Source organism: Nocardia sp. NPDC057440 (assembly GCF_042802915.1).
Classification (GTDB): domain Bacteria; phylum Actinomycetota; class Actinomycetes; order Mycobacteriales; family Mycobacteriaceae; genus Nocardia.
Window position 1 is genome coordinate 41,926 of sequence record NZ_JBHVDF010000024.1, and the last position, 13,125, is coordinate 55,050.

A 13,125-nucleotide genomic window follows, 5' to 3' on the forward strand; every position below is an offset into this window, starting at 1 on the left:
CTCATCGCTTCGCAGGTATGAGGCGCGCAAGCCGAAGCCTGCAAACGCCTTCTCACGGCCGATGTTTGCGCTGCCGCTGATCCGCCGGTCGACGCGCGGCTGCCCGTGCTACCTCGGCGCGCTGGTCGGCGGGAACTAGCCCGACGATGTCGGAACGGGAGGTGATCATCAACTTCTGGAAGATCGCGACCATCTGGGCGTCCACCGTTTTGAACGAACTCCCGCGACGGGCGGCGATCGCGGTATTGGTCCAGCCTGCCGCGGCGAACCTGGCGACCTCCTGCTCGGCGGTCGACAGCTCGTGCCATGGCGACCGGCGCTTTTGCCGGACCGGATGATCCACCGTCAACTTGTCCAACGACAAAGTCCCCAATGCCAGCCGGGCTACCTCGTCGTGTTCAGGGCGCAGCATCGAGCCCTCGCGCTCGGCAGCGGCAAAGTCCTTGTGCCCGAGCACCTCACGGGCTATTTCGATCGCCTTGGCGGTCTCGACATCGAAGGGCCCCAAGTTCGCGATGTTCACCCCCAACCGCTGCCGCACTGTAGATGCCCCACCGATGAGCTGCGCGATTTCCGCTGCCCATCCGATCCGATCCGATGCGGCGCCGTTCGCCGACTCGGCGTCCTCGAGCATTCGTGCCAGCGTCCACGTCCGAATATGCACCGCCCAGATGACACCCCATTGATCACGCATCGAGAGCTGATCGGCAAGTGCGGTACGCCCTACCATCAGTGCTTCCCGCGGATCACCATGTTTGGTCAGTGCAAGCGCCCACGCCAGTTCAGCCCAGGACTTCGCCCAGACCGCACCCGACGCGGTGGCGTTGTCGAGATGTCGTCGCGCGATGTCCATAGCCTGGTCTGCGGTGCCGCAAAAGCCTGCCGCCAGCGCTTCGAACAACTCACTCATCGCCGCACCGCCGAGATCGCCTCGGGCGGTGAACTTCTCGCGCGCGTGTCCCAGTACCGCCACCGCGCGCGGGTCACACTGCACCAGCAGCAGCTCGCCACCTCGCGTGAACTCCACCGGCGCGGGAAGATCGAGATCGCGCTCGGGAGTGTTCCGCCAGTTTTCCCTGACTTCCGGGTCCTCGATACAGGCGGCGACACAGTCATCGAGCATCCGTTCGGCGTCGTCGTGTACGCCCTGGCACATGCTGATCCAGCCGATCAAAGCCATTGCCGAAATCTGGAGCTCGACAGGCTGCGGATCGAGGTCGCGAGTGGCCGCCAGCGTGCGCTCGGCCCAGCGGCGGGACTCACGCAGCGAGCCTCGGAAGAACGGAACACGCAGGGCGATCAGTCCGATAGCGATCTCCAGACCGATCGCGGCTTCGCCGGGTATCTCGAGGCTGCTGTCGATTGCGCAGAGCAAGTTGTCCCATTCCGCGCGTGCCCAGTCCAGCAGATCCTGCTCCGACGGGCCGAACCACTCGGCCTGCGCTCGGGCGACCCTGTCCCGGTAGTAGCGACGATGTCGGCCGGTCAGCCGTACCCACTCCGCGCCCTGCGACCGCTCGCGCAGTCGTTGCTGAGCGAACACCCGGAAACTCTCCACCAACGAATAACGTACTGCGGTCGGCGTCAGGTGGACCGAGACCAGCGACTGATCGACCAGACGCTCCAGCAGATCCTCGACCTCGTCCCTCGCGATGTGTACCTGAGCGCCGCTCACCACGATGTCGAGGTCGGCGCAGACTTCCTCGATTGCCTCTCGCTCGGCGCCCACATCGAGAGCGGACGCGCCGCCTTCGTCGTCCGGATCGACGTCATAGCCCGCGGCGAACACCGACATCCGCTCGAAGAGCAGACGTTCCTCGTCTCGGCACAGATCGAACGACCAGGCGATGACATCGCGAATACCCTGATGCCGCTCATCGGCGCCGACTCGAGGACCGTGGGACCATCGCAGCCGTCGATCGGTCACCTCTCCGCTGAGATCGCGCAGGATCGTCGGCAGCGGTTGGCGCAGCAGCCTGCCCGCGGCCAGCCGGATGTAGAGCGGATGGTTGTGCATATGACGGCAGATCGAATCCGCAAGCGCGAGTTGGTCATCCCTGATGGCGTGACCGGTCAGCTCCGCTCGTTTGCGGAACAATGTCAGCGCCTGCTCCCTGGGCAGCGCACCGACAGGCACCAGTTGCTCGTCGACCCAGCCGATCGCCTCACGGCTGGTCGCCAGCACAGTCAGGCCGGGCACCGCGTCGAGCAGGTCGGCGATCAATCCGCCGACCCCGTCCAGGACGTGCTCGCAATTGTCCATCACCAGAATCGTCTGCCACTTGCGGCCGACAGCATCCGAGCGGGTAAGTGTGTCTACCAGCGCGGCCCACGCCGAGCGCCCGGAGAAGTCGGCATCGACGATCGCCTGCGCGGCCTCGTCCTCGATCGCCGTCGCGTCGGCTCCCTTGGTCAGTCGGGCCAGCCGCACCCAATAGACCGGCACCCGCCGAGCCCGGTGATAGCGGTGCACGGCCTCGGTGGCGAGGCGGGTTTTACCGATCCCACCCGAACCGATCAGCGTGATCAGGCGTGCTGAATCGAGCAGCAGCGTCGCGATCTTTTCCAGCTCGCGTTCTCGCCCGACGAAATCACTGGCAGCCGCTGGCAGCGCACCAATGCTCGATGACCGTCGCACAGACACATTGATGCAGCGTAGTCGCCGAGTGTCGACGGCGTGCGCCACCTCGGAAGACATTGCACGGCACCCACCGATGTGCACCCCCTACCTATCGCTCGAACATTGCCCCATCGACAAGCGATTCCGACCGGAAGGAGCCCAACGTGCCACGAGTACAGATAGTCGGTGCTGGTGAATGCGGACTACCACTTGCCCATCAATTGCTACGCGACAACGGCACATCGGTCACTCTGGTGACCGATCGCAGCGCCCAAGCGGTCCTATCCGGGACTGTGACGAGTACACAGATCAAGTTCCCTCGGACACTGGACCTCGAAACTCGAGCCGGCCTGGGCATGTGGGATTCCACAGCCCCCGAGATCGAGGGCATCCGCTTCGCGGTCGCGCTCGACCGCGCTGTGGTCGCGGGCTGGACCGGGCGCTTGAGCCGCCCCGCTCGCAGCGTCGACCAGCGGACTGTATTCGCCCGCCGGCTCACCGACTTCCTCACCGCCGGTGGCGATCTGGAGATCACCGACCTCTCGCTGCCGGAACTCGACCGGCGGAGCGCGGACTACGACCTGACGATCGTGACCCGAGCATCAACCGAACTCGCCGCGTGCTTCCCCACTGACCCCGCGTGGACCGTTCCGAACGCTCCACAGCGCAGGCTGGCAGTGCTCTACCTCGACGGGGTGACACCGGACCCGGACAACGTGGGAACCTACGTGTCGCTGCCAGGAATCGGCGAGGTGATCGCCTATCCGGCACTTACCGGACCGCCAGGGCAGGAAAGATGCTGCGAAATACTACTTTTCGAGGCACTGCCCGGTGGCGAAATCGACGTGTTCAACCCGCACGGCACAGCCACAGAGCGGTGGCAGCAGGCCGCGCAGCTGCTCGAGCGCTATCTGCCTGCAGCACTCGCCGATCGATACCGTGCTGCTGAAGTGACCGACAGCGGGGCAACTCTGGTCGGCGCGGTCGCGCCGAGGATGCGGCAGCCGGTCGGCACCCTGCCCTCCGGCATGCCGGTGCTCGGTGGCGGTGATGTCGTGTGCCGGATGGACCCGGGCGGCGCGCAAGGCGCCAACAACGCTGTCCACTGCGCTTTCCGTTACAGCGAAGCAATTGTGGGCGACCCCGCCGGCCCCTACGACCGCGCCTGGATGGAAGCGACAGCACAGCCTTGGCTCGCCGACATCGCTCACCCCGCCGCACGCTGGACGATGGCGTTGCTCGCCCCGCCCCCCGAGATGCAGGCGCTGATGGTCGCCGCACAGGATGACCCCGCGCTGGCGGATGCCCTGGCCGACACCTTCGCCCGGCCGTCGGATATGTCCCGATTCACGGCTGGTTCACGGGTGGCGCAATCGGAACACCTTGGCGGCGAACAAGACTCCCGAGCTGCCGCCCCGTAGCCGCGTCGTCGAGGACCACGACTATCTCCCCGCGGACGACGCGTGCTGCGGCGGGGAGCCGGGGAAAACGACGGGCAGGGCGGTGAGAGCGCGATGGAACGGGCCGGGTCGCCACGCCAACTCCTCAGCGGGGACGGCCAACCGCACGTCGGGCAAGACGTCGAGGAGCTGGTCGATGGCGGCCTGGGCGATCAGGTATGCCGCGGATCTGGCAGGGCACGCGTGCGGTCCGGCGCTCCACGCCAGGTGCGAGCGGTTGCCGGTCAGTGCGCCTGCGCTGATCGCGGGGTCGTTGTTGCAGGCGGACATGCTGACCACCACGGGTTCGTTGGCGGGCAGCCAGATGTCGTCGAGCAGAATCGGCTGCCGGGGATAAGTGACGCAAAAGTTCGCCATGGGTGGGTCGGTGAACAAGACCTCGTCGAGGGCATCGCGCGTCGACAGACTGCCACCGAGGACATCGCCGGCGAACCGGGTGTCGATGAGCATCAGCAGCAGCGTGTTGGCAATCAGATTCTGCTGCGGCTCGATCCCCGCGCCGTAGAGGATGACAAGCTGATGGATCAATTCCGATTCGTCGAGCTCGGTCGGATGCTGAAGTAGCCGCGTGGTGATGTCGTCGCCGGGTTCGACTCGTTTGAGAGTGATCAACTCCCGCAACGCCTCTGACAACATCCTGTTGCCCCGCGCGGCATCGCTGCCCTCGAATATCGCGGCGGTGGCACTCGCGACCCGCTGTCCGATATCCGATGGGCAGCCCAGCATCGCATTGATCGCATCGAAGGCGAGCGGGAATGCGTATTGACTGATCAGATCGGCCGAACCGGCCACGCAGAACGCATCGATCAGCGGTATCGCTATTCCCTCCATGGTGGCGTGCAGCGCGTGCAGGTCGACGCCGTTGATGCTGTCGGCGATGACCTGGCGGTAACGGGCATGCTCCGCTCCGGCGCTGCGCAGCGCATTCGGCCGCCACTCGAGTATCGGTAGCACCGGGCATTCGGCGGAAATGGTCTGCTGCCAGGTACGGGGGTCGGCCGGGAAATGTTCGGGATCATTGAGGATTCGCACCGCGTCGCGGTATCCGATCACCAGGGTCGCGGGCACTCCTGGTGCGAGTTCCACCGGCGCGACGGCACCGTACCGGCGGCGCATCTCCCGGTAGAAGCGGTGCGGATCCGCGGCGAATTCCGGCGAATACAGCGGAACCAGGTCGCCATCGGTACCGACGGGCGAAGTGTGATGCGCAACCGGGCAAGTCCGCGATGGGGAAGTGGGCTGGGGCGTGGTCAAATTCGTCACTCCGAACGCTGGCGATGCCGCATGAGCACGAGGCGGGTAGCCGTAAGAGTTGTCCAATAGGTAGGTGCCTGACATCGGTAGCGCCGGGTGACTACCGATGTCGGGCGTCTACCTACCGGGGCATCCTGATCCCGAAGCATCTGGTTGCACGCGAGCGGAATGGCAGGAAGGAGAGAAGGTATGGAGCTTCTGTCGGCAAGGGCTTCCACCGAGGGACCGGTCAGCGTGGCCGATATCGCAGCCCAATCGGGAGGCATTCAGGCGCTGCATCGGCGTGTGTACGAATTACGTTCCATGGGAATGAATTTCGCCGCGATCGCGATCGAGAACGAAATGACGGCCCTGGACCTGTCAAAGCGGTAGCGTGGCCCGTATGCGGCGCCCGCAGCGCGCGAATCCTCGAGTTGAGCACCACTGTAGGTCGACAGCGAAACAAAGAGTTCACGACTACGGTGAGATGGTCGGAGTGGCGCGAACTGTCACCGTCTCCGTTCGAGCGAGCACCAAACCTCCGGCCGAACGGCGGCAGCTCGTCGTGGTTGCCAACGTTCGGAAACGGGCGGTTCTCCCCAGCGTCCATCGACCCGGCAACGGGCACATCTCAGCGCGGTCGGGGCACGTTCTCCTCGAAGTTGCTGCGCCCGGAGACGTTGCCGGGCTGCATGTAGAGGGCGACGACGACGTGCCGGTTGTTCGTTGTGGCGAACCCGACACCGAGTTGCGTGCTGGCCTTCCACACGACCTGGGTGAAATGGCCGGTCTCCATAGAGAAGCCAGGGTTGTTGTAGTCGTAGTCCCTGATCTCGTCGTACCAGACCTGCGTCGCTGCCTCGGCATTGTGCACAGCGTCCGGGGTGCCGCCCACTGCCATGAAGAGGTTCTCCCCAGCCCCGTTCTTGTACGGGCACGAGTGATCGATCGTGCCCTTCTCGGCGTAGTACTCGGCGCATTGTCGGGCCTCGGCGACCAGATCCCGGACCAAGGTCATCCGCGGTGAACCATGGCGGTCCCGGTGCGTGTTGTGCGCTTCGAGTCCGGCCTGCGCGAACTGCGGGAACTCGGCCTGCCCGACTGCAGGCCCCGCACCAGCGATGAGCACGGCGAGTAACGTGGCGGCGATGGTCGACCACAACCGTCCAGCACACACGACGACCTCCCCAATGGCGAGTAGGACACAAGCAGGAAACGAATCGGTGGGTCACCGGAACATATATGGCCCGTAGCGATCTGGGTCGAGGAGAGCATACCTTCACGTCTCACCAAACGAAGGTTCGCGAGACACCGTGCGGCTGTGAATGTTCGAAGTGGGCTGCGTGGGCGACCCGGTGATTTGGTGGTGTGCGCGGAGGGCTTCGAACCTCGTGTCGTGAACTCGTAGTGCACTACGGTGCATTCGGCTCGTACTACGACTGCAACGGCACTCGCTGGTCAGTCGAGTGGGTGGCCGCGGCGGCGGTAGTGGCTGAGGCGGGCTTGGTGCTGGCGGCGGCGTCGCCAGCGGGACCAGGCCCAGATGTGGTCGGCGGTATGAGAGGCGGTGAGGACGAATGCGACGGCGGGGCGCCGGATCTCCGGTAGGGTTAGAGCGATCCTATCTCAGCGTGGTCGCCGGGTCCCCTTTTGCGGCAAGTGTTTTCGATGCTGCCAGCCGCGCCGGCGCGAGCATGGGCAGCGTGATGTGGGCGTACCAGGCCGGTAGCTGCGGACCTGGTAGTGGTCGAGCTCGCTTCTCCTTTGACGATCTTGCGTTCTCCGTCGTGCTCCTTGGGTGATGGCTGCGGCCGATCAGGTTCTGCGCGAGATGACCATGATGTATTCGCAGGGAGCGGTCGTTCGGTTGGCGAAGCCGTGGTCCGCGTCGGCCTGGAAGAACAGAGAGTCGCCTGTGTTCAGGGTCTCGCTGATTCCGCCGATCGCGACGGTGAGGGTGCCTTCGAGCACCACGAGTTGTTTCTCCGTACCCGGCGGATACGCGGGCAGCAGCCCGGTAGAGACCTGTGCGGGGAGGTAGTGGACGACCATCTCGGCTCCTCCCGCGCCCGGGGCCGCTGACGCCATGTGGCGTTCGAAGCCGGTTTCCGGGTCACGGAAAACGGGGCGATCGTTCTTGCGCATGACGACGGCCACACCAGACGCGGCAGCAGCTGCCCCACCGATCAGGTCCGAGAGCGACGCGTCGAGCGCGTGGGCGATCCTGGACGCGACGCCGATCGTCGGGCTCTTCTCACCGCGTTCGACCTTGGACAGCATCGCCCGGCTGACAGACGACTGTGTGGAGAGTTGCTCCAGCGTCAGGCCCGCCTCCTCGCGGCGTCGCCGCACGTTACCGCCGAACGCGCCGGCCAGGTCGTCACCGTGCTGTGGTTCGGCCGCGTTTCCGTCTTGCTCGACCACCGTGCTCCTCGATCGATGAGTACCTCGCTGCCCACAGTGTAACTATCTCCTAAAGAAGATATAGTCTTCTATCGGAGACGCGCGATATGCGCCCAACACGACGGAGGTTCCATGCGTTTGATCTCGAGTGGCCAGCACCATGCCACGTTCGAATTCGGCGATCTGCAGGTGATCTCGTTGCGAGACGGGTACATCGACATGCCGCCGACACGGCTCCGCGACGAGGATGGGCGCACGCTCGATGAGCTGCCAGCCGCCGTGCCGCTGGCCGGCGACAACTTGCGGCTGTCGGTCAACGCCTTCTTCGTCACCGATGGCACGCGGTCGGTTCTCATCGACACCGGCGCGTCCAACGCCTGGCACGACCCCACCATGGGATTGATCTACGATGCGCTCGACGAAGCGGGAATCGACCGCGCGCATGTCACCGATGTGGCCATCACCCACAGGCACGAAGACCACGTGAGCGGCCTGATCGCGCCGGACGGCTCAGAGGCGTTCACCAAACTCGAGCGCGTGTGGATCGGCGCGGGCGACACCTCGGTATTCACGGGGCGGCTCGAGCCGATCCGCGACCGGGTCGTTCCCGTGTCGGAGAAGGTCGCGATCAACGACTGGACCACCGCGATCCCGACACCGGGCCACACACCCGGTCACACCGTCTACGACGTCAGGAGCGGCGCCGGCCACCTTCTCGTCTGGGGCGACACCGTTCACGTTCCCACGCTCCAATTCGATCGGCCGAACGTGTCTTGGGAGTTCGACGGCAACCAGTCCCAGGCCCGCGCGGCGCGAGCGGCCCTCCTCGAACAGCTGACCCAACCACACCACTTCGTAGCCGGCGCCCACCTCGACTCACCCGGCATCGCCCGCGTAACCCCCTCCGGCGATGGTTATGCGCTGGAATACCTCGCACCACCGATCGGCTGATCGAGCCTGTCGGCTCCGGGCCGCGCTTGCGATGGCGGCCAAGGAGGGCAAGCTCGTCCGGAACGTGGTCGAGCCGATCAGGTGCGTCCCGGGCGCGTAGAAGTTGATCAAGGTTGGGGGCTGGTGCTGCAACGGCACTCGGCTGAGTCCGTGCTGGTAGATCTGACTTGTGGTATTGGATCGCATTGTGGCCGAGTTGGATTCGTTGATTGCCCGGGTCGATGGCCTGAGCAGTCGTCGTCGCGCCGCGGTATCGGCTGGGGAGGAGCGGCAGCGTCCCTGGGTTGAGCATCGCGAACAGGTGCATTTGACGTCTACTTCGGATAGACCCTGAGGACGCCGCTGCCCACGAGGGCAGGCTCGTCACGGCTGGAGGGGCCACCCCCCGCATCGTCGTCTGGTTTCCGCGCCGAATACGCCGAGGTGGGCGTCTTGCGAGCCCACCCATGAATCGAGGAAGCGCTCGACGAGAGCCTGGACCGCAGACGCGGGAATAACCGATCGCGGTGAGCGCAACCCGTGTCCGGGGTTGTGTGGCTGGCTAGCGTTCCCGGGTCGGGCCCTGTAGCGGAGGAGCGTGCGGTGACCAGTAATAGTGCGGGGGCGGTGTTGCGGGCGGTGCTGGCCGAGGGGGTGACGGTGCGAAGCGCGATCGCGCGGTTCGCGGGGCTGTCGCCCGCGACAGTGACCGCGCAGGTGCGGGCGCTTGCGCAGCTCGGGTTGCTGGTCGAATATCCGGAGACGGCCGGACCACACGGCATGGGGCGGCCGCATTCGCCGCTGGGGTTGAACGGCGCGGGCAATGTAGTGATCGGGGTGCACATCGCGGCCGAGCACGCTACCGTCGCAGTCCTCGATATCACTGGGGCGGTGCGGCTTTCGCATAGGTTGCCGCACCGCAGCGCGGAGCCGGACGAGGTTCTCGGTGACGCGGCCGCCGAGGTGCTGCGGTTGCGGGCAGAGCTGACCGAACGGGTTATCGGGCTCGGCGTCGCGGTCGGGGGCTGGGTCGACAGCGCGGCGGGCGTCATCGTCGAGCATCCGACCCTGGGTTGGCGCAATATCGATGTGCGACAGTACTTTTCTGAGCGCATTGGATTGCCGGTGAGTGTGGACAGCCACACTCGGGCGCTGCTGCACGCAGAGCAGCTGTTCGGGCGCGCGCGGGATGACGCGGCGACGGTTGTGCTGTTCGCCGGGAACGTGATCGACGTTGCGGTCGCGGTGCATGGGCGAGTGCACTATGGCCCTCGATCGGCGGCGGGGGCGATCACCCGGCTGGCGGGGGATGAGGCGGCGGGGGCGGCGCTGGCCGAATGCACTGATCGCGCGCTCGTCCACCGCGCCGAGCGGGAATCCCTTGCGGCGCACAGCATCGTGGAGCTTATCGAACTCGCCACGCGGGATGAGCGGGCACGAGGGTTGTTCACCGCCCGGGCCATGGTGCTGGGCCGGACGGTCGCGGTACTCATCGATCTGCTCGACCCGGATTCCGTCGTGATCGTCGATCCGGGGCTGGTGCGGGTACCCGGTGTGCGCGCGGCCTACCTCGATGTGGTGCGCCGTTACTCCGCCTGCGAACGGCCCGAGGAGATCATCACCGGATCCTCGTTCATCGGGCGCGCACTCGAGACGGCCGCGGGCACCGTGGTATTACAGCAGCTCTACACCGACCCGGTCGCAGTCCTGGCCACCGGAATTTGATTCCGAGTAATTTTAATTCGAACGAATGTTGCCTTGACGCGAGGTCGTCCAGGACAGTCTGTATATGAAATCTCACGCCGCGACGATCCGGTGCGAAAACCTTGCCTGTCACCCTTATCCGGATTTCCGAATCAGTCTCCGACACTTTCCGATAGGGACCGCTCTATGCGAACCAATTTTCACCGGCTAGCGATTGCCGCGGCGGCTTCGGCGCTGGTGCTCACCGGCTGCGCCACCAGTGGGGGAGATACCGATCTTTCGGCCGCCCTGCCGACTTCGGTACCGCCGGGCGCGAAGCTGTCGATTTCGGTGAACACGACACGCGTGCAGTTGCAGGCCACCGGGCAACTGAATGCCTTGCCGTTCACCGTCTCCGACTGGCCGGTGGTCTCGGCAGGCCCGGATGTCGTGCAGGCATTCCGCGGCGGCGCCCTCGATGTCGCTACCAACGCCGGTATCCCGCCGATCCACGCCCGAGCGACGGGTGTCGACGCCAAGATCGTCGGCGTCAAGGTACGCACGACTCCGCTGTACAAATTCCTCACCGCACCGGGCTCCAACATCAACTCCATTGCCGATCTGCGTGGTAAGCGCATCGGCTTCTCTCCTGGCCAGGCGCAGGGCGTGATCGTGCTTCGCACGCTGAAGGAGGCCGGGATCGGCCTCGATCAGGTGAAGCTCGTGGATCTCAGCAGTACGCAGTTCCTGACCGCGTTGCAGGGCGGTCAGATCGACGCCGCCCCGTCGGGCGAGCCGGTCATCTCGAAATACCTTGCCCAGTACCGTGATCAGGGCGCCAAGGCCATCGACACCACCGCCGTCGACGCGCTGACCATCCTGTGGGCGCCGACCGCGGTCCTGCAGGATTCCGCGAAACTCGCCGCCGTGGCCGAATTCGTGAAGATCTGGTCGCGTAACGACATCTGGGCCTGGGAGCATCCACAGGAATGGGCCGACGCGTATTACGTGAAGGATCAGAAGGTTTCACCCGAGGATGCCCAGCGCATTCTGAAGACCTTGGAAAAGCCCTACTATCCGCCGAATTGGGACGAGGCCATCCAATGGGAACAGGAAACTATCGACCTGGTTACCAAATCCGGCTATTTCGGTAATAGTTTCGACGCCGCCACCCTGTTCGACCGGCGCTTCGAAAAGCTGGCCTCCGAGGCGGTCCCCGCGTCGTACCGGGCCAAGGAGAAGTCATGACGCTCGCACTGCCGCGCCCCGCGGTAACGCTGCCCGTCGGCGGCTTCGCCGATCGCCGCCACCTGCGCCGCCTCGGACTGCGTAAGCCCGTGCCGTTCGCCCGGCTGCTCGGCGTGGTGCTCCTCCTGGTGGCCTGGGCCGGTGCCGTCGAATTCGGCCTGCTGGACGAACGTAAACTGTCCGCGCCGTGGACGGTGGTGCACACCGGATGGGATCTGTTCCGTGCAGGCACCCTCGTCGAAAATGTCGGCGCCTCGCTGAATCGGTCACTGCTCGGCCTCGCCATCGGCATCGCTGTCGGCACGGCGCTCGCGCTCATCGCGGGGCTTTCCCGGCTGGGTGAATCGCTGGTCGACGGTCCATTGCAGGTCAAACGCGCCGTCCCCTCGCTGGGTTTGATCCCGCTGCTGATCCTGTGGCTGGGCATCGGTGAGACGTTCAAGGTCGTGGTGATCGCCCTCGGTGTCATCGTCACTATGTATATGCAGTTCCACGCCGCACTCGTCGCCATCGACAAGCGGTTCGTGGAACTGGCGGAAGTACAAGGTGTCTCGCGACCGGACTTCATTCGCCGGGTGGTCATCCCCGGCTCGCTGCCCGGCTTCTTCCTCGGCTTGCGGTTGTCGGTCACCAATTCGTGGCTGCTGCTCATCGTCGTCGAATCCGTCAATGCCATCGACGGTCTCGGCAAGATGATGAGCAGCGCTCAGAACTACGGGCAGGCCGATGTGATACTGGTCGGCCTGGTCATCTACGGCATTTTCGGGCTGTCCTCCGATGCCGGTATTCGTCTGCTCGAGCGCAAGGTGCTGTCATGGCGTCGGACCATCGCGAATTAGGCGTCCAGACCAAGGATCTCGTCCGATCCTTCGGCGAACGCACCATTCTGGACTCGATCACCCTGGACATTCCGGCGGGACAGTTCGTGGCCCTGCTCGGCCGCAGCGGTTCCGGTAAGAGCACCCTGCTGCGGGCGCTCGCGGGGCTGGACCACACTGTGGACGGCTCGGGCACACTTCGGGTGCCCGCGAAAACCGCTGTGGTATTCCAGGATTCACGGCTGCTGCCGTGGCAGCGGGTGCTGGCCAACGTCCTGTTCGGGCAACCCCGGGCTCTGCGCGAGGCCGGACAGGCCCGGCTGGCCGAGGTCGGGCTGGCGGGGCGTGAGCGCGCCTGGCCGTCGGAGCTGTCCGGCGGTGAACAGCGGCGGGTCGCGCTGGCCAGATCCCTGGTCGACGAACCCGATCTGCTGCTGGCCGACGAACCCTTCGGCGCGCTGGACGCACTGACCCGCATCAAAATGCATGAGCTGCTACGCGATCTGATCGCCCGGCACACCCCGACTGTCCTGCTCGTCACCCATGACGTGGACGAGGCGATCACCCTGGCCCAGCGGGTGCTTGTCCTGGATGAGGGCCGCCTCACCGTCGACCTTCCGATCGAACTACCCGCGCAGCGAGATCCGGGCGACCCGGAATTCCAGCACATCCGCCGCACTCTGCTCAGCGCGCTCGGCGTTCTCCCGGCCGCTGCCTGAAAGGAACACTG

Annotated in this window: 11 protein-coding genes; 7 read left to right on the forward strand and 4 right to left on the reverse strand. The window is 65.4% G+C overall.

Annotated features, from left to right (window positions below; genetic code table 11):
- Positions 1 to 52: 52 nt before the first annotated feature.
- Complete coding sequence (locus ACFU4Z_RS33365; RefSeq protein ID WP_379071387.1) at positions 53 to 2,644, reverse strand: LuxR C-terminal-related transcriptional regulator; 2,592 nt, start codon at positions 2,642 to 2,644, stop codon at positions 53 to 55.
- Between the two features lie 140 nt (positions 2,645 to 2,784).
- On the opposite strand from ACFU4Z_RS33365, the gene ACFU4Z_RS33370 reads away from it, so the two are divergent.
- Complete coding sequence (locus tag ACFU4Z_RS33370) at positions 2,785 to 4,041, forward strand: styrene monooxygenase/indole monooxygenase family protein (protein ID WP_379071390.1); 1,257 nt, start codon at positions 2,785 to 2,787, stop codon at positions 4,039 to 4,041.
- Between the two features lie 21 nt (positions 4,042 to 4,062).
- Here ACFU4Z_RS33370 and ACFU4Z_RS33375 read toward each other — a convergent pair whose 3' ends face one another.
- A complete protein-coding gene (locus ACFU4Z_RS33375) occupies positions 4,063 to 5,334 on the reverse strand; it encodes a cytochrome P450 (protein WP_379071393.1) in 1,272 nt (423 codons plus the stop codon).
- A 189-nt stretch (positions 5,335 to 5,523) separates the two neighbouring features.
- On the opposite strand from ACFU4Z_RS33375, the gene ACFU4Z_RS33380 reads away from it, so the two are divergent.
- On the forward strand, positions 5,524 to 5,706 hold the full coding sequence (locus tag ACFU4Z_RS33380; protein ID WP_379071396.1) for a hypothetical protein: 183 nt from the start codon (positions 5,524 to 5,526) through the stop codon (positions 5,704 to 5,706).
- Between the two features lie 238 nt (positions 5,707 to 5,944).
- Here the strand turns inward: ACFU4Z_RS33380 and ACFU4Z_RS33385 are convergent, their stop codons facing one another.
- Both ACFU4Z_RS33385 and ACFU4Z_RS33390 read right to left on the reverse strand, forming a co-directional pair.
- The gene (locus tag ACFU4Z_RS33385) at positions 5,945 to 6,490 is read right to left on the reverse strand and encodes a CAP family protein (protein WP_379071399.1); all 546 of its coding nucleotides are present in this window, start codon (positions 6,488 to 6,490) and stop codon (positions 5,945 to 5,947) included.
- 638 nt (positions 6,491 to 7,128) lie between these two features.
- Positions 7,129 to 7,737, reverse strand: coding sequence for a helix-turn-helix domain-containing protein (locus ACFU4Z_RS33390; RefSeq protein ID WP_379071402.1), 609 nt, complete (start codon positions 7,735 to 7,737; stop codon positions 7,129 to 7,131).
- A 111-nt stretch (positions 7,738 to 7,848) separates the two neighbouring features.
- Here ACFU4Z_RS33390 and ACFU4Z_RS33395 point away from each other — a divergent pair, with 111 nt between their 5' ends.
- From ACFU4Z_RS33395 to ACFU4Z_RS33415, 5 genes are all read left to right on the forward strand, one after another.
- The gene (locus tag ACFU4Z_RS33395; RefSeq protein WP_379071406.1) at positions 7,849 to 8,667 is read left to right on the forward strand and encodes an MBL fold metallo-hydrolase; all 819 of its coding nucleotides are present in this window, start codon (positions 7,849 to 7,851) and stop codon (positions 8,665 to 8,667) included.
- A 582-nt stretch (positions 8,668 to 9,249) separates the two neighbouring features.
- A complete protein-coding gene (locus ACFU4Z_RS33400) occupies positions 9,250 to 10,371 on the forward strand; it encodes an ROK family protein (protein ID WP_379071408.1) in 1,122 nt (373 codons plus the stop codon).
- 165 nt (positions 10,372 to 10,536) lie between these two features.
- Positions 10,537 to 11,577, forward strand: coding sequence for an ABC transporter substrate-binding protein (locus tag ACFU4Z_RS33405; RefSeq protein WP_379071411.1), 1,041 nt, complete (start codon positions 10,537 to 10,539; stop codon positions 11,575 to 11,577).
- Positions 11,574 to 12,416 (forward strand): ABC transporter permease, encoded by an 843-nt coding sequence (locus ACFU4Z_RS33410; protein ID WP_379071414.1) that lies wholly within the window; start codon positions 11,574 to 11,576, stop codon positions 12,414 to 12,416. Before ACFU4Z_RS33405 ends, ACFU4Z_RS33410 begins: the two co-directional genes overlap by 4 nt.
- Entirely contained in the window at positions 12,392 to 13,114 is a 723-nt protein-coding gene (locus ACFU4Z_RS33415) for an ABC transporter ATP-binding protein (RefSeq protein ID WP_379071416.1), read from the forward strand. The genes ACFU4Z_RS33410 and ACFU4Z_RS33415 overlap by 25 nt, the downstream gene beginning before the upstream one ends.
- The last annotated feature ends 11 nt before the right edge of the window (positions 13,115 to 13,125 follow it).

Bases quoted from the DNA above. Each gene is read 5' to 3' on its own strand.
- ACFU4Z_RS33380 (WP_379071396.1), top strand. From the start codon at position 5,524: ATGGAGCTTCTGTCGGCAAGGGCTTCCACCGAGGGACCGGTCAGCGTG.
- ACFU4Z_RS33395 (WP_379071406.1), top strand. From the start codon at position 7,849: ATGCGTTTGATCTCGAGTGGCCAGCACCATGCCACGTTCGAATTCGGC.
- ACFU4Z_RS33405 (WP_379071411.1), top strand. From the start codon at position 10,537: ATGCGAACCAATTTTCACCGGCTAGCGATTGCCGCGGCGGCTTCGGCG.
- ACFU4Z_RS33410 (WP_379071414.1), top strand. From the start codon at position 11,574: ATGACGCTCGCACTGCCGCGCCCCGCGGTAACGCTGCCCGTCGGCGGC.
- ACFU4Z_RS33415 (WP_379071416.1), top strand. From the start codon at position 12,392: ATGGCGTCGGACCATCGCGAATTAGGCGTCCAGACCAAGGATCTCGTC.